The following is a 19256-nucleotide window of genomic DNA, read 5'->3' on the forward strand; positions in this document are numbered from 1 at the left end:
TTCCCCCAACGACACCCGCCAGCGGAGGATTTGTGTCGATATCACGTAGAACATTCAGCAGTGCCCTGGGTGGCAGCATCCTCGCCGCCGGTATGGCGCAGGGCATCGCCGTCGCCAAGCCCGCGTCCGAGGCGGCCGGCACGGCCTCCGGCTCCAACACCCTCGCGGCCGCGGCCGACGACCCCTACACCCAGGCCTTCCTGACCCAGTACGCCAAGATCAAGGCGCCCGCCAACGGCTACTTCAGCCCGGACGGCCTGCCGTACCACTCCGTCGAGACCCTGATGGTCGAGGCCCCCGACCACGGCCACCAGACGACGTCGGAGGCCGTCAGCTTCTGGATGTGGCTGGAGGCCGCGTACGGCAGGGTGACCGGCAACTGGGCGCCCTTCAACGCGGCCTGGGCGGTGGCGGAGAAGACGATCATTCCGCAGCACGCGGACCAGTCGACCGCCGACTCCTACAACCCGTCGTCCCCCGCGACCTACGCGCCGGAGCACCCGCTGCCGAGCGCCTATCCCTCCGCCCTGGACGGCACGGTCAAGTCCGGCGCGGACCCGCTCGCCACCGAACTCGCCGCGTCCTACGGGACGATGGACGTCTACGGCATGCACTGGCTGATGGACCTGGACAACGTCTACGGCTACGGCAACAAGCCGGGCACCGGCGGCGAGTCCGGGCCGGGCGCCGGGGCCTCCTTCATCAACACCTACCAGCGCGGTGCGCAGGAATCGGTGTGGGAGACGGTCCCCCAGCCCACCACGGACCTGTTCAAGTACGGCGGCCCCAACGGCTATCTCGATCTGTTCGTCGGCGATTCCAGTTACGCCAAGCAGTGGAAGTACACCAACGCGCCGGACGCCGACGCCCGCGCGGTGCAGGCCGCCTACTGGGCGTACCGCTGGGCCACCGCCCAGGGCAAGGCGAGCGACGTCGCGGGTTCGCTGGCGAAGGCCGCCAAGATGGGCGACTACCTCCGCTACGCCATGTTCGACAAGTACTTCAAGCGGGTCGGCGACTGCACCGACCCGGCCTCCTGCCCGGCCGGTTCCGGCCGCGACTCCCAGCACTACCTGCTCTCCTGGTACTACGCCTGGGGCGGCGCCGCGGCCGGCAGCGGCGGCGGATGGGCCTGGCGCATCGGTGACAGCGCCTCCCACCAGGGCTACCAGAACCCGCTGGCGGCCTGGGCGCTGTCCAACGTACCGGCGCTGACCCCCAAGTCGGCCACGGCCAGGGGCGACTGGTCCAAGAGCCTGACGCGGCAGCTGGAGTTCCTGACCTGGCTGCAGTCGAGCGAGGGCGCGTTCGCGGGCGGCTGCACCAACAGCTGGGAGGGCAGCTACAGCAAGCCACCGGCCGGTACGCCGACCTTCTACGGCATGGCGTACGACTGGCAGCCGGTCTACCACGACCCGGCGAGCAACAACTGGTTCGGTTTCCAGGCGTGGGGCATGGAGCGCCTCGCGGCGTACTACCACGAGACGGGCAACGCGTCCGCGAAGGCCGTGCTCTCCAAGTGGGTCGCCTGGGCCTCGTCCGAGACGACGGTGGGCGCCGACGGCAGCTTCCGCTTCCCCTCGACGCTCAACTGGTCGGGCCAGCCGGACACCTGGAACGCGGCGTCCCCCGGCACCAACGCGGGTCTGCACGTCACGGTGGTGGACTACGCCAACGACGTCGGTGTGGGCGCCGCGTACGTCAAGACGCTCACCTACTACGCCGCCAAGTCGGGTGACCAGAACGCGGCGGCGCTCGCCAAGGCGCTGCTGGACGCGATGGCGCTGAACACCACCACCAAGGGCATCTCGGTGCCGGAGGTCCGGCGCGACTACAACCGGTTCGACGACGAGGTGTACATCCCCGCCGGCTGGTCGGGCACGATGCCGAACGGCGACCCCGTCAAGCCCGGGTCGACCTTCATCGGCATCCGCAGCTGGTACAAGAAGGACCCGGACTGGCCGAAGGTGCAGGCCTACCTGGACGGCGGCGCCGCGCCCACCTTCACGTACCACCGGTTCTGGGCGCAGGCGGCGCTCGCGCTGGCCTTCGCGATCTACGCGGAGCTGCTGGTGGCGGGCGGCGGCACGCCGAGCGGGGACACCCAGGCGCCGACCGTCCCGGCCGGCCTCACCGTGACCGCGACGACGGCCAACAGCGTCTCGCTCTCCTGGTCCGCCGCCACCGACAACACCGCAGTGACCGGCTACGACGTGTACCGCAACGGGGTGCTGGCGGGGAACGCCACCACCACGACGTTCACGGACTCGGGTCTCGCCGCGACCACCGCGTACAGCTACGCGGTCGCGGCCCGGGACGCGGCCGGCAACACCTCGGCGCTGTCGGCCTCGGTCTCCGCCACCACGAAGTCGGGCGGCTCGACCGGCACCGGCGCGGTGAAGGTCCAGTACAAGAACACGGACTCCGCCGCCACCGACAACCAGATCAGGATGGGCCTCCAGGTGATCAACACCGGCAGCGCCCCGATCGACCTGTCGACGGTGAAGCTGCGGTACTGGTTCTCCTCCGACGGTGGCGCGAGCACCTTCGGCACGTACTGCGACTACGCCGCGCTCGGCTCGTCCAACATCACGCACTCGGTGGTCGCCGTCTCCAGTCCGAAGACGGGCGCCGACCGCTACCTGGAGGTCGGGTTCACCGGCGGCGCGGGCACCCTGGCCGCCGGCGCGTCCACCGGTGAGCTCCAGCTGCGGCTCAACAAGAGCGACTGGTCCAACTTCAGCGAGAGCGACGACTACAGCCGCGCCGCCAACACCGCGTACGCGGACTCCTCCAAGGTCGGGGCCTATGTCGCCGGCGCCCTCGCCTGGGGCACCGCCCCCTGACCGACCGGGTGCCCCGGCTCCGGCCGGGGCGCCCCCTCCTACTCCCGATGGCGGGACACCCACCGCCCCGCCGTACCCGCCATCGGGGCAACACCCCCCAGCCCGACGACGCACCGCAGGTCCCCGTCCCCACCGGCGGCGGCCTCGCGGGAGCGGTGAGCCCCGACCGGGCCACCCGCTCCCGGTCGACACCCCATGAACCCGTCCGCGGCGAGCATCCGCGGGCGTACGAGAGGATAACGGAGCCGCAATGAGTACCAGAGGCACCATCAAGAACGGCTTGCGCCGGAGACTGGCCGCAGTCTCCGCCCTGGCCATGGGCGCGGCGCTCGCCGTCGCCGTTCCCGCCGCCCCCGCTTCGGCAGCAGCCACGGCGCGGGTCGACAACCCCTACGTGGGTGCGACGGCGTACGTGAACCCGGACTGGTCCGCCAAGGCGGCGGCCGAACCGGGCGGCGCCGCCATCGCCAACACGCCGGCCTTCGTCTGGATGGACCGCATCGCGGCCATCGCGGGCTCCTCCGAGGCGAGGGGCCTGCGGGCGCACCTCGACACGGCGCTGGCCCAGGGCGCGAACCTGTTCCAGGTCGTCATCTACGACCTGCCGGGACGCGACTGCGCCGCGCTGGCGTCCAACGGTGAGCTCGGTCCCACCGAGCTCGGCCGGTACGAGAGCGAGTACATCGACCCGATCGCCGCCATCCTGGCGGACCCGGCGTACGCGAGCCTGCGCATCGTCACGATCATCGAGCCGGACTCGCTGCCCAACATCGTCACCAACGCGGGCGGCACGGCCGGTTCGACGGACGCCTGCGCGACGATGAAGGCGAACGGCAACTACGAGAAGGGCGTCGGCTACGCGCTGCACACCCTGGGCGCCATTCCCAACGTCTACAACTACATCGACGCCGCGCACCACGGCTGGCTCGGCTGGGACAGCAACATGAGCCCCGCCGCCGCGGAGTTCAAGAAGGCCGCCACGTCCGAGGGCGCCACGGTCAACGACGTCACGGGCTTCATCGTGAACACGGCCAACTACTCGGCTCTCAAGGAGCCGAACTTCAAGGTCACCGACTCGGTGAACGGCACCACGGTGCGCCAGTCCAAGTGGGTCGACTGGAACTACTACGTCGACGAGCTGTCGTTCGCCCAGGCGCTGCGCACCCTGCTGGTGAGCCAGGGCTTCAACTCCAACATCGGCATGCTGATCGACACGGCCCGCAACGGCTGGGGCGGCTCCGCGCGGCCCACCGCCCCCGGTCCGACGACCAGCGTCGACGCCTACGTGGACGGCGGCCGGGTCGACCGCCGCATCCACGCGGGTAACTGGTGCAACCAGAGCGGCGCCGGCATCGGCGAGCGTCCCACCGCAGCCCCCGAGGCCGGGATCGACGCGTACGTCTGGGCCAAGCCCCCGGGCGAGTCGGACGGCAACAGCGCCCCCGTCGCGAACGACGAGGGCAAGGGCTTCGACCGGATGTGCGACCCCACCTACACGGGTAACGGCCGCAACGGCAACAGCCTGACCGGCGCCCTGCCGAACTCCCCGCTCGCGGGCCACTGGTTCTCCGCGCAGTTCCAGGAGCTCGTGCGCAACGCCTACCCGCCGATCACCGGCGGCGGCACCGGCACCGACACCACGGCGCCGAGCGCTCCGGCCGGCCTGACGTCGACGGCGAAGACCAGCAGCAGCGTCTCGCTGTCCTGGACCGCGTCCACCGACAACACCGCCGTGACCGGCTACGACATCTTCCGCGCCGGGGTGAAGGTGGGCTCCTCCACCACCACCTCGTACACCGACACCGGCCTGACCGCCTCGACCGCCTACAGCTACACGGTCAAGGCCAAGGACGCCGCCGGCAACGTCTCGGCCGCCTCCAGCGCCCTCTCGGTCACCACCTCCGCGACCAGCGGCGGCACCACCGACACCACGGCGCCGACCGCTCCGGCCGGCCTGACGTCGACGGCGAAGACCAGCAGCAGCGTCTCGCTGTCCTGGACCGCGTCCACCGACAACACCGCCGTGACCGGCTACGACATCTTCCGTGACGGCGTGAAGGTGGGCTCCTCCACCACCACCTCGTACACCGACACCGGCCTGACCGCCTCGACCGCCTACAGCTACACGGTCAAGGCCAAGGACGCCGCCGGCAACGTCTCGGCCGCCTCCAGCGCCCTCTCGGTCACCACCTCCGCGACCAGCGGCGGCGGCACCGGTACGGGCACGCTCAAGGTCCAGTACAAGAACACGGACTCCTCCGCGACCGATAACCAGATCCGGCTGTCCCTCCAGCTGGTGAACACCGGCAGCACCGCGGTGAACCTGTCCACCGTGAAGCTGCGCTACTGGTTCACCCCCGATGCCGGGGCCTCCACCTTCGGCACCGCGTGCGACTACGCGGTCGTCGGCTGCGGAACCGTGACCCTCGGCGTGACGGGCGGCGGTTCGGCGGCCGGCGCCAGCCACTACCTCGAGGTCGGCTTCGGCAGCGGCACCCTGGCCGCCGGCGCCTCCACCGGTGAGATCCAGCTCCGGATCAACAAGAGCGACTGGTCCAACTTCAGCGAGGCGGACGACTACAGCCGCGGCACCAACACCTCCTTCGCCGACGCGGCGAAGATCGGCGCCTACGTGGGCGGCACCCTCTCCTGGGGCACCGCTCCCTGACCCTGCCGCCCACAGGCCCGCCGCCGACTGACGCGGTGACGGGCCGGGCCGGGTCCCTTTGTGACACCGCCCCCCGCCGGAAGTCCGGCGGGGGGCGGTGTCGTGCTCCGGCGGCCGTCCGGAGGACGGTCGACCGCTCACACCAGCCCGAACGCCCCCAGCACCCGCCGCTGGGCCGCGGACGGTGCGGTCGGCCAGTAGAGGTAGCAGACCCCGCCCGTGCCGCTGCGCACGTTGCCGCTCGCGTCGTACCGCTTCGTCCGCAGCCAGATCTGCTCCCACTCGCTCCGCGAGTAGATCCGGCGCACCGCGTCGTCGTCCTTCGAGGCGGGGTCGTTGGCGATGACATCGCCTTCCTCGGTGAAGCCGATCACCGTCATCAGGTGGCCCGACGTGCCGTAACCGGCGCCCGTCAGCTCCTCCTTGAGGAAGGACTGCGAGGTGATGACGGGGATGCCGGCCCGGACGAGCGTCTCCACGTCGGTGAGGGAGCCGAGGCGGGTGACGGCGGAGGACATGTCCGGGTAGGTGGCGGCGTAGGCGGCGTTGAAGGGCCAGTTGCCGCAGCCGTCGTACTGGTAGTCGAACGTGTAGCGCGCCGCGTGGCAGACCTGGGGGTCGGGGAGGCCCGGCTTGACCCAGGCGAGCTGCTCGGCGGTGGGCTTGCGGCCCCAGTACTCGATGATCATCTGCGAGGAGGTGGGGCTGCACCATGCCTCGCCTCCGTTGTCGTACTCCGGGTACTGCCCCGCGTGGAGGTTCTGCGAGTAGCGCGGCACGGCGAGCTCGTGGCCGCGGCCGGTACCGGGAGTGCTCGCCGGGACGGTGAAGCGGTCCGGGACGTCCGAGGCCATCGCGCCGACGCGCCACACCGTCGGGGTGAGGCTGGTGCCGGGCCTGCGGTGGAGGGTGAGGCGGAGCCGGTAGTGCGTCAGGCGCAGGCCGCTCGCCGCGTCGTCGACGGAGAAGGTGTCGGTCCAGATGGAGCTCTTCCCGTCCGTCTGGTCGTCCACCGAGGTGCGGCGGATGTCCTCGTCCCCGGCCGCCCAGCGGCCCATCACGTACCAGGGGGTGTCCGTGCCGTCCGAGTAGCGGCCGAGCAGTTCGATCTGGATCCAGGTGCCGGCGGGGGTGTCGGCGTTCCAGGAGGCGATCACCTCGGTGGCCGGTACGGCGCTGCGGTGGGACGGGGAGGTCCAGGTGGCGTACTCCCATGCGGCAGTCGTTCCGGTGTGCGGGTCGGTGTGGTCGGCGGTGCCGGCGGGGGTGCCGATCACCAGGCCGGGCCTGCGGCCGGCGACGGCGCGGGTTCCGGCGGCGGAGCCGGAGCGCCAGTCGGTGTACGTCGTCCAGAAGTGGTTGTCCACGGCGGTGTCCGGGGCCCTGAAGCGGAGGGGAGCGGGGCGGGAGGCCGAACGTGCGGCGGCGGACGCGGGTCCGGCGGAGGCCGCCACCGTGGAGGCGGCGGCGACGGCCGCGAGGGCGGCGAGAACGTTCCTGCGGTTGTGCGGTCCGGTCATGGGGGGGCTCCCGAGTCGTTGGCGGACGAGGGTGTACAGCGGGTGCGGGGCGCGTGTACGGCGAGTGCTGCGTGCGGACGGGTGCTGCGGGTGCTGCGGGTGGCGGACGGGTGCGGGGTGCGACAGGGTGCGGCATCCGGGTACGGCGTGCGTGTCCGACGTCGATCAGTGCGCCAACTATCGCGGGTCCCGGGCCCGCCGGGCCAGTGATTCACCCCGCGCGGACGGAGCAACATTGGACTGGTCCACTGGCACGTCCCTGGCCCTCTCCGGTGATCGGCCCCGCCCGCCCCCAGCCGCCGCCACCGCCGTGACCTGCGGCGGACCGGGGACGGCGGAGCCCGGCCCGGACCCGGCCCGTACCCTGGAGCCATGAACGACCTGGCCGGACACGCCCGCGGCCTCCTGGCCCTCTCCCCCTCCCTGGGCCCGGTACGGCTCGTGGCGATCGACGGGCACGCGGGCTCGGGGAAGAGCACCCTGGCGACCCGGCTCGCCGCCGCCCTGGGGGGCGCCCCCCTGCTCCGGCTGGACGATCTGGCCACCCACGAGGAGCTGTTCGCCTGGACGGACCGGCTGCACGAGCAGGTGCTGCTGCCGCTGTCGCGCGGGGAGCGGGCGCGCTACGCCCCGTACGACTGGACCACCCGCCGCTTCGGGCCCCCGCGGACCCTGGACCCCGCGCCGGTGGTGCTGGTCGAGGGGGTGGGGGCCGGACGACGGTTCCTGCGGCCCCGGTTGGCGGCGCTGTGGTGGATGGAGCTGGACCGCGCGAGCTCCTGGGAGCGAGGCCGGCGGCGGGACGGACCGGCGCTCGACGCGTTCTGGGACGGGTGGACGGTCGCGGAGGACGAACATTTCACCGATGACCCCTCGCGGCCGTACGCGGATTCGCTGGTACGCCAGTTGTCCGACGGTTACGAGTGGCTGACGGGGCCTCAGGCGACTGCGGCCCAGGGTCGGAATGCTACGGAGGGTGAAGGCGGCAGGTCATCCGGTTGAGCCCCTGGAAATCGCCAGGCGCATGTTCCAACTCGGCTTGACCGGCGGGGCTTACAGGTCTTACGTTCTCAATGTGCGGCTTTTCGGAGCCCATCCAGGACACGAAGCCCCCGGTTGTTCCCCCGTGATCGGGGGCTTCGTTCTGCCCCGGCCCCCTCCCCGTGCGCACCACAGAGGCCATCCCCTTCACCGTCCGTCACGAGCGACACCGTTCCGGTGGTTTTTCCGGGCTGGGTACGCTACTCGACGGCTCGGTCAATTCCCGCCCGCGAAACGGTGATTCGGAACGCTTCCGTGGGCATGCTGTGCGGGCGGGACATCCTGGGGCACAGTCGTGTGGGGGACCTGATGGACATCGGCACGCAGGGCGCGCACGCCCCTGCCGAACTGGCCTGGCTGCGGGGCGTGGACGCCTACACCGTGGGCGCCTACCCACATGCCGAGGAGGAGTTCCGGACCGCGGTGGGACTCGATCCCGGCATGGCGGACGCCTGGCTGGGCCTGCACGCGCTGCGCATCGACACCACCACCGCCCTGCTGAGCATGTACCGGCACCGCGACCGCTTCGGCGAGCAGCGCACCCGGCACAAACGCACGCTCAACTCCTGGTACTGGCTGGGCTGGTGGGTTCAGCCGGTACTGGAGTCGCCGCGCGATCTGCTGCTGGCGCACGCCTCGCACTGGCTGGACGGCCGCCATGTGCCGGAGCTGGACCGGGCGTTGGCCGGGCTCCCGCCGGTCGACACCGACGCGCAGGTGCGCTTCCTGCACGCGTGCCGGGCCTATCTCGCCAAGGACTGGGAGCAGTTGGTCCGCTACACCGAGCGGCTGGTCGACGACCCGTTGCTCGGGATCGAGGCGCGGCTCTTCGGCGGGATGGCCCGGGTCCGGCTGGAGATGTACGGGCAGGCGGAGCCCCTGCTCTCCGCGGCGCTGATGCGCTGTCGCAGCGAGCAGCCGCAGCGCAAGGAGCTCCGGTACTGGCTGGCGCGGGCGCACGAGGGGACGGGGCGCAGCGCCGCCGCGCTCCCCCTCTACCGGGCGGTGCACCGGGTCGATCCCTCGTTCATGGACACCTCGGCCCGGCTGGCGGCCATCACGGATCACGACGGGTTCGACGATTCGGCCGGCCTCGCCCCGGCCGCCCTGAGCGGCTACGGCGCGGACGAGTTGGGCTCCGAGTCCCAGCCGGACGGCGACGCGCTGCTCGGTACGGACCTGGTGGACGGCCGTGACCCGTGGCTGGGCGGCGATCCGCTCGGCCCCGTCGCCCCGGTGATCACGACCGCGCCGGAGGGTGCGCGGGCCAAGCGGTCCGGGTCCGGCCGTGCGGGGCGTCCGGTGCCGCCCACCGGTCCGAGCGACCCCGCGCTGCTCGCCGACGCGCTCGCGGAGCTGGAGCGGATGGTCGGGCTCGATCCGGTCAAACGGCAGGTCAAGGCGCTCTCGGCACAGCTGAACATGGCGCGGCTCCGGGCCGAGCAGGGGCTTCCGGTCCAGCCGCCCAAGCGGCACTTCGTCTTCTCCGGCCCCTCGGGCACGGGGAAGACGACGGTCGCCCGCATCCTGGGCCGGGTCTTCTACGCGCTGGGCCTCCTCGGCGGCGATCACCTGGTGGAGGCCCAACGTTCCGATCTGGTGGGCGAGTTCCTCGGCCAGACCGCGGTCAAGGCCAATGAGCTGATCGACTCGGCGCTGGGCGGGGTGCTCTTCGTGGACGAGGCGTACAGCCTCGCCAACTCCGGTTACAGCAAGGGCGACGCGTACGGCGACGAGGCGCTCCAGGTCCTGCTGAAGCGGGCCGAGGACAACCGGGACCACCTGGTGGTCATCCTCGCCGGCTACCCGGAGGGCATGGACCGGCTGCTGGCCACCAACCCGGGGCTCTCCTCCCGGTTCACCAGCCGGGTCGACTTCCCGAGCTACCGTCCGCTCGAACTCACCGCGATCGGCGGGGTGCTGGCCGCCGCCAACGGCGACCTCTGGGACGAGGAGGCCCTGGACGAGCTGCGCAGCGTCAGCGGCCACGTGGTCGAGCAGGGGTGGATCGACGAGCTGGGCAACGGCCGCTTCCTGCGCACCCTGTACGAGAAGAGCTGCGCCTACCGCGACCTGCGGCTCTCGGGTTACACCACGGCGCCGGGCCGCGCCGACCTGGCGACGCTGCGGCTGCCGGACCTGATGCAGGCGTACGGCGAGGTGCTCTCAGGCCGCGGCCCGGTGGGACGGGGCCAGACGGAGGCACCCGGGGCGTAGACCCGATGGTACGGCGGTGGGCCCGCCCGGCAGTCGCCGGACGGGCCCACTCGCGTATCGGGAGATTCACCCTCAGCCGATGTCGGCCATGGCCGCCTTCGGCTCGGGCGCCCGGTGCTCCGGGGGTACGTCGACCGTCCGGCGCGGTACCGAGACGCGGTGGGCGGGGTCGCGGACCTCGCCCACCAGCATTTCCAGCACGTCCTCCAGGGCGACGAGTCCGAGGACCTTGCCCTGGGCGTCGGCGACCTGGGCCAGGTGGGTCGCGGCCCGGCGCATCACGGTCAGGGCGTCGTCCAGCGGGAGCTCGGCCCGGACGGTCGCCATCGGGCGCCAGACGTGCTGGGGCACGGCGCGCTCGCCGTCCTCCAGGTCGAGGACGTCCTTGACGTGCAGGTAGCCCATGAACGGGCCGCCGCGCTCGGCGCGGACCGGGAAGCGCGAGAAGCCGGTCCGTACGGTGAGCTCCTCGACCCGGCGCGGGGTGACGGACGGGTCGACCGTCACCAGCGAGCCGTTCTCCAGGAGCACGTCCGTGACGGGCCTGCTGCCGAGTTCCAGGGCGTCCTCCAGGCGTTCCTGCGCCTCGGGCTCCAGGAGCCCGGCCTGACCGGAGTCCTCCACCAGCCGGTTCAGCTGCTCGCTGGTGAAGACGGCTTCGACCTCGTCCTTGGGCTCGACCCGGAAGAGCCTCAGCACGAGCCGGGCGCAGGCGCCGAGCGCCGCGGTGACCGGGCGGCAGAGCCGGGCGAAGCCCACCAGGGCGGGGCTGAGCCAGAGGGCCGTCTTCTCCGGGGCGGCCATCGCCAGGTTCTTCGGGACCATCTCTCCGACGACGAGGTGGAGGACGACCACGAAGACGAGGGCGAGGACGTACCCGAGCGGGTGGACGAACCCCTCGGGCACGTGTGCCGCGTGGAAGACGGGTTCCAGGAGGTGGGCGACGGTCGGTTCGGCGACGGCGCCCAGGGTGAGCGAGCAGACGGTGATGCCGAACTGTGCGGCGGCCATCATCTGCGGGAGGTTCTCCAGGCCGTACAGCACCTTGTGGGCGCGGGCCGATCCACTCGCGGCGAGCGGTTCGACCTGGCTGCGGCGGACCGAGACGAGCGCGAACTCGGCACCGACGAAGAAGCCGTTCGCGAGGACCAGGAGTCCGGCGAAGAGCAGTTGGACCAGGCTCATCGGGTGGCCTCCTGCAGGGTCCGGGCGGAGGCCGCGAGGCGGTCGCCGTCCAAGGGGGCTTCCGCGAGATCCGTGCCGCCCGGCTGCCCGGCCGACTGCCCGCCCAGAGACCCGTCCGGCTGCCCGGACACGTCAGCGGTGCGGACGAAGCGGACCTGCTCGGCCCGGTAGTGGCCCACCTGGCGGACGGAGATCCGCCAGCCGGGCAGTCCGGTGCGGTCGCCGGGTGCGGGGATGCGCCCGAGGAGGTCGGCGACGAGTCCGGCGACGGTCTCGTACGGGCCGTCGGGCACGTCGAGGCCTATCCGGCGGAGGCTGAGGACGCGGCAGCTGCCGTCCGCGTCCCAGGCGGGGCGGCCGTCCTCGCCGGTGACGGAGACCAGCTCGGGCCGGTCGGCGCCTTCGGCGTCGTGCTCGTCGCGGACCTCGCCGACGAGCTCCTCGATGATGTCCTCCAGCGTGACGACACCGGCGGTACCGCCGTACTCGTCGACGACGACGGCTATCGGCTGCTCGTTGCGGAGCCGCTGGAGCAGTTGTTCGACGGGCAGGGACTCGGGGACCAGCAGCGGCGGGACGGCGATCCGGCCGGCCGGGGTACGCAGCCGCTCGGCGGCCGGGACCGCGAGGGCGTCCTTGAGGTGGACCATGCCGACGACCTCGTCGATGCGTTCCCGGTAGACCGGGAAGCGGGAGAGGCCGGTGGCGCGGGTCAGGTTGAGGACGTCGGCCGCGGTGGCGGTGGACTGGAGGGCGCTGACCCGGACCCGGGGGGTCATGACGTGCTGAGCGGTGAGACCGCCGAGCGACAGGGTCCGTACGAAGAGGTCGGCGGTGTCCTGTTCCAGGGTGCCGGCCTCCGCGGAGTGCCGGGCCAGCGAGACCAGCTCGCCCGGGGTGCGGGCGGAGGCCAGCTCGTCGGTGGGCTCGACACCCAGCAGCCGGACGAGCCGGTTGGCGAGCGTGTTCAGCGCCGTGATCACCGGGCGGAGCGCGGTGGCGAAGCGGTGCTGGGGGCCGGCGACGAACCGGGCGACCTGGAGGGGCTTGGAGACGGCCCAGTTCTTGGGCACCAGTTCACCGATGACCATCTGCACCGCGGAGGCGAGCAGCATGCCGGTCACCACGCTGATGGTGGGTACGGCCTTGGCGGGCAGGCCGGTGGCGGTGAGCGGTCCGGTGAAGAGCTGGGCGAGCGCCGGTTCGGCGAGCATGCCGACGACCAGCGAGGTGATGGTGATGCCGAGCTGGGTGCCGGACAGCTGGAAGGAGAGTTCGCGCAGCGCGTCGACGACGGTGCGCGCGCGCCGGTCGCCTTCCTGGGCCGCGCGTTCCGCCTCGGGTTTCTCGACGGTGACGAGGCCGAACTCGGCCGCGACGAAGAAGCCGTTGGCCAGGATGAGAAGGAATGCCGCGATGAGCAGCAGCAGGGGGGTGGTCATACCGCCGCCTCCGGGGAAGGGGCGGCGCAGGTACTACCGGACGATCCGTCCATTGCTGGAAGGAGTCACTCCTCGGGTCGCAGGAAAAGCCCCGCCGGTCTGCGGACCGTCTGGGCGGGGCGGGGCGCCACTCGGCGCCGCCGAACCCCAGAGTAGTCAAGAATCGGTGCGTCCGGGCAGGGGCTCACGCCCCTCGGTCGGGCGCCCCCGCGCCCGCCCGTGCGCGCGGGCCCCGAATTCCCGTCGGGCCGAGGCAGGTTCAGGCTTCGACGCTGCTGCCGTGTGCCGCGACGAGCCGGCGGAGCTCCCCGGCGTCCCGTACGGCCTGCTGCTTGGAGAGGCCGGGCTGGATGCCGAGGGCGGGCAGGTTGGTGCCGTCGCTGAGGCCGAGGAAGAGCCAGGGGTCGCCGGCCCTCAGGTTCACCTGGAGGATCTGTGCCCAGGCCAGCCGCCGGGTCCGGGTGAGGTTGACGACGGTCAGCCCGTCCTCGTCGGCGACGATCTTGGGCCGGGCGAGCAGGACGAGGACCCCGGAGAAGAGGACCGCGAAGACGATGAAGGTCACCCGGTCCCCCGGACCGAGGCTCTCCAGCATCAGCGCCACGACGGTGATGACGGCGAAGAGCGCCACCGCGATGGTGAGCAGGACCAGCCGGGTGAGGCCCGGCCGGAAGGTGACCGGGAGGACCGGCTGTCCGGTCCGGGGGGTGGGGGCGGACATCAGGTGCTTCTGTCCTCTGCTCGATGTGCGGGGTATACGGGAGCCGGGCTCCGGTCAGAGCCGGCAGGCGTGGATCGCCGTGGTGAGGATGGCGCGGGCGCCGAGCTCGTACAGGTCGTCCATGATCCGCTGCGCTTCGCGGGAGGCGACCATGGAACGGACGGCGACCCAGCCCTCGTGGTGCAGCGGGGAGACGGTCGGCGACTCCAGGCCCGGGGTGAGGGCGACCGCGCGCTCCAGGTGCTCGACGCGGCAGTCGTAGTCCATCATCACGTACGTCCGGGCGACCAGGACGCCCTGGAGGCGGCGGAGGAACTGCTGGACCTTGGGCTCGTCGGTGCCGGCGCCGGTGCGGCGGATGACGACGGCCTCGGACTTCATGATCGGCTCGCCGATCACTTCGAGTCCGGCGTTGCGCATGCTGGTGCCGGTCTCGACCACGTCGGCGATGACCTGGGCCACGCCGAGCTCGATGGCGGTCTCGACCGCGCCGTCGAGGTGGACGACGGAGGCCTTGACGCCGTTGTCCGCGAGGTGCTTGGCGACGATGCCCTCGTAGGAGGTGGCGATCGTCATGCCGTCGAAGTCCTGCGGGCCCTCGGCGGTGCCGGGCTTGGTGGCGTAGCGGAAGGTCGAGCGGGCGAAGCCGAGCTGGAGGATCTCCTCGGCGTCGGCCCCGGAGTCCAGCAGCAGGTCGCGGCCGGTGATGCCGATGTCGAGGCGGCCGGAGCTCACGTAGATCGCGATGTCCCGGGGCCGCAGGTAGAAGAACTCGACCTCGTTGACGGGGTCGACGAGGACGAGCTCCTTCGACTCCTTGCGCTGCTGGTAACCGGCCTCATGGAGCATCGCCATCGCAGGCCCGGAGAGTGAACCCTTGTTGGGGACGGCGATGCGCAGCATGAGCTCGGGTTTCCTTTGTACGAAGGAGTGTGCGGACGGTCCTGCGGGCGTGCGGGAGTTCTGGCGGTGCGGCGGGGAGAGGCGTTGCTCAGAGGTGGGCGTAGACGTCGTCGAGGGAGATCCCGCGCGCGACCATCATCACCTGGACGTGGTAGAGCAGCTGCGAGATCTCCTCGGCGGCCGCTTCCTTGCCCTCGTACTCGGCGGCCATCCAGACCTCGGCGGCCTCCTCGACGACCTTCTTGCCGATGGCATGGACCCCCTTGCCCACCAGTTCGGCGGTGCGCGAGGTGGAGGGGTCGCCGTCCGCTGCCTTGAGCGTCAGCTCGGCGAAGAGTTCTTCGAAGGTTTTGTTGGCCATGATGGTCCCTAGAATACGGGGTCCCCGCCCGCCCTCAGCGCCAGGGTTCGCTGACGGTGCGCAGCGTGGTGGCGGTCGCGACGGCGGCGGTGACCGCTTCGTGGCCCTTGTCCTCGGTGGACCCTTCCAGACCGGCCCGGTCCAGCGCCTGCTCCTCGGTGTCGCAGGTGAGGACGCCGAATCCGACGGGGACGCCGGTGTCGACGGTGACCTGGGTGAGTCCGGCGGTGACGCCCTGGGAGACGTACTCGAAGTGCGGGGTGCCGCCGCGGATGATCACGCCGAGGGCGACGACCGCGTCGTAGCCGCGTCCGGCGAGGACCTTGGCGACGACCGGGAGTTCGAAGCTGCCCGGGACGCGCAGCAGGGTGGGTTCCTGGATGCCGAGTTCGCCGAGCGCGCGCAGGGCGCCGTCGACGAGGCCGTCCATGACCTTCTCGTGCCACTGGGCGGCGACGACCGCCACGCGGAGGTCCTCGCAGTTGCTCACGGACAGTTCGGGTGCGCCCTTGCCGCTCATGTTCTCTCCTACCGTTCTTCGGGTCGTTCTTCGGGGTCTGGGGGGTGCGTCGGTCTACTGGTTGCCGCAGGTGGAGGCGGGCACGCCGTCGAGCCACGGCAGGTCGTGCCCCATCCGGTCCCGCTTGGTGCGCAGGTAGCGCAGGTTGTGCTCGCCGGCCTGTACGGGCATGGGCTCGCGGCCGTTGACGACGAGGCCGTAGCGGACCACGGCGGCGGTCTTGTCGGGGTTGTTGGTCATCAGCCGGAGGCTGTGCACCCCGAGGTCCTGGAGGATCTGGGCGCCGGCCGCGTAGTCGCGGGCGTCGGCGGGCAGGCCGAGTTCCAGGTTGGCGTCGAGGGTGTCGGAGCCGCGCTCCTGGAGTTCGTACGCGCGCAGCTTCGAGAGCAGGCCGATGCCCCGGCCCTCGTGGCCCCGGAGGTAGACGACGACGCCCCGGCCCTCGGCGGTGACCCGCTCCATGGAGGCCCGCAGCTGGGGGCCGCAGTCGCAGCGCTGGGACTGGAAGATGTCGCCGGTCAGGCATTCGGAGTGGATGCGGACGAGGACGTCCTCGCCGTCGCCGATGTCCCCGTGCACCAGGGCGACGTGTTCGACGCCGTCCGTCACGGAGCGGTAGCCGTACCCGGTGAAGTCGCCGAAGGCGGTCGGCAGCCGTACCTCGGCCTCGCGCCGGACGGTGGGTTCGGCGCTGCGGCGGTAGGCGATCAGGTCCTCGATGGAGATGATCGTGAGGCCGTGCTTGCGGGCGAAGGGCACGAGTTCGGGGAGCCGCAGCATGACGCCGTCCTCGCCCGCGATCTCGACGATCGCGCCGACGGGGCGCAGTCCGGCGAGCCGGGCGAGGTCGACGGCGGCCTCGGTGTGGCCGTTGCGGACGAGCACTCCGCCGGCGCGGGCGCGCAGCGGGAAGACGTGTCCGGGCCGGACGAAGTCGCCGGGGCCGGCCGTGCCGCCCGCGAGCATCCGCAGGGTGGTGGCGCGGTCGGCGGCGGAGATGCCGGTGGTGACGCCGTACGCGGCGGAGGCGTCCACCGAGACGGTGAAGGCGGTCTTCATCGACTCGGTGTTGTGCTGGACCATCTGCGGGAGTTCGAGCCGGTCGAGCTCGTCGGCCTCCATGGGGGCGCAGATCAGGCCGCGGCACTCGCTCATCATGAACGCGATGACTTCGGGCGTGGCCTTCTGGGCGGCGATGACGAGGTCGCCCTCGTTCTCGCGGTCCTCGTCGTCGACGACCACCACGGGGCGGCCGGCGGCGATGTCACGGATCGCCTGCTCGACGGGGTCGAGCGCGAGTTCCCGGTCGTGGTGCGAAGGGGTGGCGGGCTGGGCTGTCATGCCGTTGCTCCTTCCAGACCGGCGGTGCGGGTACGCAGCCACCAGTCGCGCATGCCCCACAGGACCAGGGCGCCGTAGAGGACGTAGACGAAGCCGGAGAAGGCGAAGCCGTTGGCGAAGTTCAGCGGGACGCCGACCAGGTCGACCAGCAGCCAGGCGAACCAGAACTCGACCATGCCCCGCGCCTGGGCGTACATCGCGACGATGGTGCCGACGAAGACGTACGCGTCGGGCCACGGGTCCCAGGACAGCTCGGGGAAGGCGGTGAACAGGCCGCCGACGGCGAGGGTGCCGACGACCGCGCCCGCGAGCAGCACGCCGCGTTCGCGCCAGGTGGCGAACCGTACGGCTATGGAGCCGTCCTGCGCCCGCTGCCTGCCTCGGGTCCAGGAGTACCAGCCGAGCAGCGAGACGACGATGACGACGAGCTGCTTGCCCGCGCTGCCGGAGAGGTGGGCGGAGGCGAAGGCGAAGAGCAGGATCGCGCCGGACAGGAGCTGGGCGGGCCAGGTCAGCACGGACCGCTTCCAGCCGAGGGCCAGGGCTATCAGACCGATCGTGTTGCCGATCATGTCCGACCACTTGATGTGCTGGTCGAGGACGGTGAACGCCTCGGAGTTGAGCCAGTCGGCGGCGCTCACTTCGCGGTCTCCTCGTCGGTGTCGCCCCGGTTGCCGGAGCCGGTGTCGCCCTGAATGCCGGAACGGTCGCCGAGCAGGCGCTCGACGTACTTCGCGATGACGTCCACCTCCAGGTTGACCGGGTCGCCGGGCTGCTTGAGGCCGAGCGTGGTCAGCGCGAGGGTGGTCGGGATGAGGCTGACGGTGAAGTGGTCGGGGCCGGCGTCGACGACGGTGAGGCTCACTCCGTCGACGGTGATCGAGCCCTTCTCGACCACGTACCGGGTCAGTTCCGCGGGCAGCGAGACCTTGACGATCTCCCAGTTCTCCGAGGGGGTTCGGGCGAGGATGTGGCCGGTGCCGTCCACGTGCCCCTGCACGATGTGGCCGCCGAGCCGGCCGCCGAGCGCCATGGGGCGCTCCAGGTTGACGCGGGAGCCGGCGGTGAGCGCGCCGAGGCTGGAGCGTTTGAGCGTCTCGGCCATGACGTCGGCGGTGAACTCGTGCTCGCCGGTCTCGACGACCGTCAGGCAGACACCGTTGACGGCGATCGAATCGCCGTGCTTGGCACCTTCGGTGACGACGGGTCCGCGCAGCCGGAAGCGGGAGGCGTCGTCGAGTTCCTCGACGGCGGTGACCTCACCCAGTTCTTCGACAATTCCGGTGAACACTAGTTTCCCTTCCGAGCGGTGGGATCCGCGGGAGCGGTGGTGGGGACGGCGGTGATACGGAGATCGGGGCCGATGCGTACGGTCTCGGTCACATCGAGCCGCAACGCCCGGGCGATGGTGGAGATTCCGGCGTCGGCGAGGGCCGCGGGGCCCGCGCCGAGGAGGACCGGAGCGAGGTAGCCGACGACCCGGTCGACGGCCCCGGCGGCGACGAAGGCGCCCGCCAGGGTGGGGCCGCCTTCGAGGAGTACGGAGCGGACGGAGTGCTCGTGGAGGGCGGCGAGGAGGGCGGCGACGTCCAGGCCGGTGGCGGCGCGCGGCAGCCGGAGCACGACCTCCTCGGGCAGGTGGCGGGCGTCGGCGTCCTCGGCGACCGCGACCAGGGTCGGCGCGGTGGCGTCGAGGACCCGGGCGCCGGGCCGTACGGCGGTGGCCGCGGTGTCCACGACGACGCGCAGCGGCTGGGTGGCGCCCTCGATGCCCCGGGCGCCGAGCTGCGGGTCGTCGGTGCGGGCGGTGCCGGAGCCCACGATCACGGCGTCGGCCTCGGCGCGCAGCCGGTGCACGTCCGCGCGGGACTCCGGCGAGGTGATCCAGCGGCTGGTGCCGTCGGCGGCGGCGATCCGGCCGTCGAGGGTGGCAGCGTACTTCCAGAGGACGTACGGGCGTCCGCGGCGCACCGAGGTGAGCCAGGCGATGTTGCCGGCCTCGGCCTCGTCGGCGAGGAGTCCCCGCTCGACCTCGATCCCGGCGGCGCGCAGGGTGTCGGCACCCCCGGCGGCCTGCGGGTTCGGGTCGCCGACGGCGTGGACGACGCGGGCGACGCCAGCGTCGATGAGCGCCTGCGCGCAGGGGCCGGTGCGTCCGGTGTGGTTGCAGGGTTCGAGGGTGACGTAGGCGGTGCCGCCGCGGGCGCGTGTCCCGGCCTCGCGCAGGGCGTGGACCTCGGCGTGCGGTCCGCCGGCACGCTGGTGGAAGCCTTCACCGGCCGTCGCTCCGGCGGCGTCGGTGATCACGCATCCGACGACCGGGTTGGGGCTGGTGGAGCCGAGGCCGCGTGCGGCGAGCTCGATCGCTCGGCGCATGGCGGTGATGTCGGCTGCGGTTGCCACCGGGTCCTCCTGCCTCTTCGGGCACGGACTCCGGGGCCTGTCGATGACGACAGATGAAGCGGCACGCAACGGGGGTGGCGCCTGGACC

15 protein-coding genes are annotated in these 19256 nt (G+C 71.9%); 4 read left to right on the forward strand and 11 right to left on the reverse strand.

Features of this window, described 5'->3' with window-relative positions:
- Positions 1 to 77: 77 nt before the first annotated feature.
- Positions 78 to 2846 carry a glycoside hydrolase family 48 protein gene (locus OG599_RS04585; protein ID WP_327179918.1) on the forward strand — a complete coding sequence of 923 codons (2769 nt, stop codon included), beginning with the start codon at positions 78 to 80 and terminating at the stop codon, positions 2844 to 2846.
- 250 nt (positions 2847 to 3096) lie between these two features.
- Positions 3097 to 5514, forward strand: coding sequence for a glycoside hydrolase family 6 protein (locus OG599_RS04590; RefSeq protein WP_442809383.1), 2418 nt, complete (start codon positions 3097 to 3099; stop codon positions 5512 to 5514).
- Between the two features lie 137 nt (positions 5515 to 5651).
- Here the strand turns inward: OG599_RS04590 and OG599_RS04595 are convergent, their stop codons facing one another.
- On the reverse strand, positions 5652 to 7034 hold the full coding sequence (locus tag OG599_RS04595) for a peptidase C39 family protein (RefSeq protein WP_327174652.1): 1383 nt from the start codon (positions 7032 to 7034) through the stop codon (positions 5652 to 5654).
- 372 nt (positions 7035 to 7406) lie between these two features.
- Between OG599_RS04595 and OG599_RS04600 the strand changes: the two genes are divergently transcribed.
- A complete protein-coding gene (locus tag OG599_RS04600) occupies positions 7407 to 8036 on the forward strand; it encodes a uridine kinase family protein (RefSeq protein WP_327174653.1) in 630 nt (209 codons plus the stop codon).
- Positions 8037 to 8384: 348 nt separating this feature from the next.
- On the forward strand, positions 8385 to 10292 hold the full coding sequence (locus tag OG599_RS04605; protein WP_327174654.1) for an AAA family ATPase: 1908 nt from the start codon (positions 8385 to 8387) through the stop codon (positions 10290 to 10292).
- 72 nt (positions 10293 to 10364) lie between these two features.
- On the opposite strand, the gene OG599_RS04610 is transcribed toward OG599_RS04605, so the two are convergent.
- From OG599_RS04610 to ribD, 10 genes are all read right to left on the reverse strand, one after another.
- Positions 10365 to 11477, reverse strand: a complete 1113-nt coding sequence (locus tag OG599_RS04610) for a hemolysin family protein (protein WP_327174655.1) — start codon at positions 11475 to 11477, stop codon at positions 10365 to 10367.
- Complete coding sequence (locus OG599_RS04615; RefSeq protein WP_327174656.1) at positions 11474 to 12919, reverse strand: hemolysin family protein; 1446 nt, start codon at positions 12917 to 12919, stop codon at positions 11474 to 11476. Before OG599_RS04615 ends, OG599_RS04610 begins: the two co-directional genes overlap by 4 nt.
- A gap of 259 nt (positions 12920 to 13178) precedes the next feature.
- Entirely contained in the window at positions 13179 to 13640 is a 462-nt protein-coding gene (locus OG599_RS04620; RefSeq protein WP_327174657.1) for a PH domain-containing protein, read from the reverse strand.
- Positions 13641 to 13694: 54 nt separating this feature from the next.
- Positions 13695 to 14543 carry an ATP phosphoribosyltransferase gene (hisG, locus tag OG599_RS04625; protein ID WP_327174658.1) on the reverse strand — a complete coding sequence of 283 codons (849 nt, stop codon included), beginning with the start codon at positions 14541 to 14543 and terminating at the stop codon, positions 13695 to 13697.
- 88 nt (positions 14544 to 14631) lie between these two features.
- Positions 14632 to 14904 (reverse strand): phosphoribosyl-ATP diphosphatase, encoded by a 273-nt coding sequence (locus OG599_RS04630; RefSeq protein ID WP_266702246.1) that lies wholly within the window; start codon positions 14902 to 14904, stop codon positions 14632 to 14634.
- Positions 14905 to 14938: 34 nt separating this feature from the next.
- On the reverse strand, positions 14939 to 15424 hold the full coding sequence (gene ribH / locus OG599_RS04635; RefSeq protein ID WP_327174659.1) for a 6,7-dimethyl-8-ribityllumazine synthase: 486 nt from the start codon (positions 15422 to 15424) through the stop codon (positions 14939 to 14941).
- A 54-nt stretch (positions 15425 to 15478) separates the two neighbouring features.
- The gene (locus OG599_RS04640) at positions 15479 to 16765 is read right to left on the reverse strand and encodes a bifunctional 3,4-dihydroxy-2-butanone-4-phosphate synthase/GTP cyclohydrolase II (protein WP_327174660.1); all 1287 of its coding nucleotides are present in this window, start codon (positions 16763 to 16765) and stop codon (positions 15479 to 15481) included.
- A complete protein-coding gene (pnuC, locus tag OG599_RS04645; RefSeq protein WP_327174661.1) occupies positions 16762 to 17406 on the reverse strand; it encodes a nicotinamide riboside transporter PnuC in 645 nt (214 codons plus the stop codon). The genes OG599_RS04640 and pnuC overlap by 4 nt, the downstream gene beginning before the upstream one ends.
- Entirely contained in the window at positions 17403 to 18056 is a 654-nt protein-coding gene (locus tag OG599_RS04650; protein WP_327174662.1) for a riboflavin synthase, read from the reverse strand. The genes pnuC and OG599_RS04650 overlap by 4 nt, the downstream gene beginning before the upstream one ends.
- On the reverse strand, positions 18056 to 19168 hold the full coding sequence (gene ribD, locus OG599_RS04655; RefSeq protein ID WP_327174663.1) for a bifunctional diaminohydroxyphosphoribosylaminopyrimidine deaminase/5-amino-6-(5-phosphoribosylamino)uracil reductase RibD: 1113 nt from the start codon (positions 19166 to 19168) through the stop codon (positions 18056 to 18058). Before ribD ends, OG599_RS04650 begins: the two co-directional genes overlap by 1 nt.
- Positions 19169 to 19256 lie beyond the last annotated feature (88 nt).

Origin of the sequence: Streptomyces sp. NBC_01335 (assembly GCF_035953295.1) — a bacterium.
Classification (GTDB): Bacteria; Actinomycetota; Actinomycetes; order Streptomycetales; family Streptomycetaceae; genus Streptomyces.

What these genes read in the sequence shown, in the direction of transcription:
- OG599_RS04610 (WP_327174655.1), bottom strand. Translation starts at nt 11,477, where the DNA reads ATGAGCCTGGTCCAACTGCTCTTCGCCGGACTCCTGGTCCTCGCGAAC.
- OG599_RS04605 (WP_327174654.1), top strand. Translation starts at nt 8,385, where the DNA reads ATGGACATCGGCACGCAGGGCGCGCACGCCCCTGCCGAACTGGCCTGG.
- hisG (WP_327174658.1), bottom strand. Translation starts at nt 14,543, where the DNA reads ATGCTGCGCATCGCCGTCCCCAACAAGGGTTCACTCTCCGGGCCTGCG.
- OG599_RS04620 (WP_327174657.1), bottom strand. Translation starts at nt 13,640, where the DNA reads ATGTCCGCCCCCACCCCCCGGACCGGACAGCCGGTCCTCCCGGTCACC.
- ribH (WP_327174659.1), bottom strand. Translation starts at nt 15,424, where the DNA reads ATGAGCGGCAAGGGCGCACCCGAACTGTCCGTGAGCAACTGCGAGGAC.
- OG599_RS04595 (WP_327174652.1), bottom strand. Translation starts at nt 7,034, where the DNA reads ATGACCGGACCGCACAACCGCAGGAACGTTCTCGCCGCCCTCGCGGCC.
- OG599_RS04640 (WP_327174660.1), bottom strand. Translation starts at nt 16,765, where the DNA reads ATGACAGCCCAGCCCGCCACCCCTTCGCACCACGACCGGGAACTCGCG.
- OG599_RS04590 (WP_442809383.1), top strand. Translation starts at nt 3,097, where the DNA reads ATGAGTACCAGAGGCACCATCAAGAACGGCTTGCGCCGGAGACTGGCC.
- OG599_RS04630 (WP_266702246.1), bottom strand. Translation starts at nt 14,904, where the DNA reads ATGGCCAACAAAACCTTCGAAGAACTCTTCGCCGAGCTGACGCTCAAG.
- OG599_RS04615 (WP_327174656.1), bottom strand. Translation starts at nt 12,919, where the DNA reads ATGACCACCCCCCTGCTGCTGCTCATCGCGGCATTCCTTCTCATCCTG.
- OG599_RS04600 (WP_327174653.1), top strand. Translation starts at nt 7,407, where the DNA reads ATGAACGACCTGGCCGGACACGCCCGCGGCCTCCTGGCCCTCTCCCCC.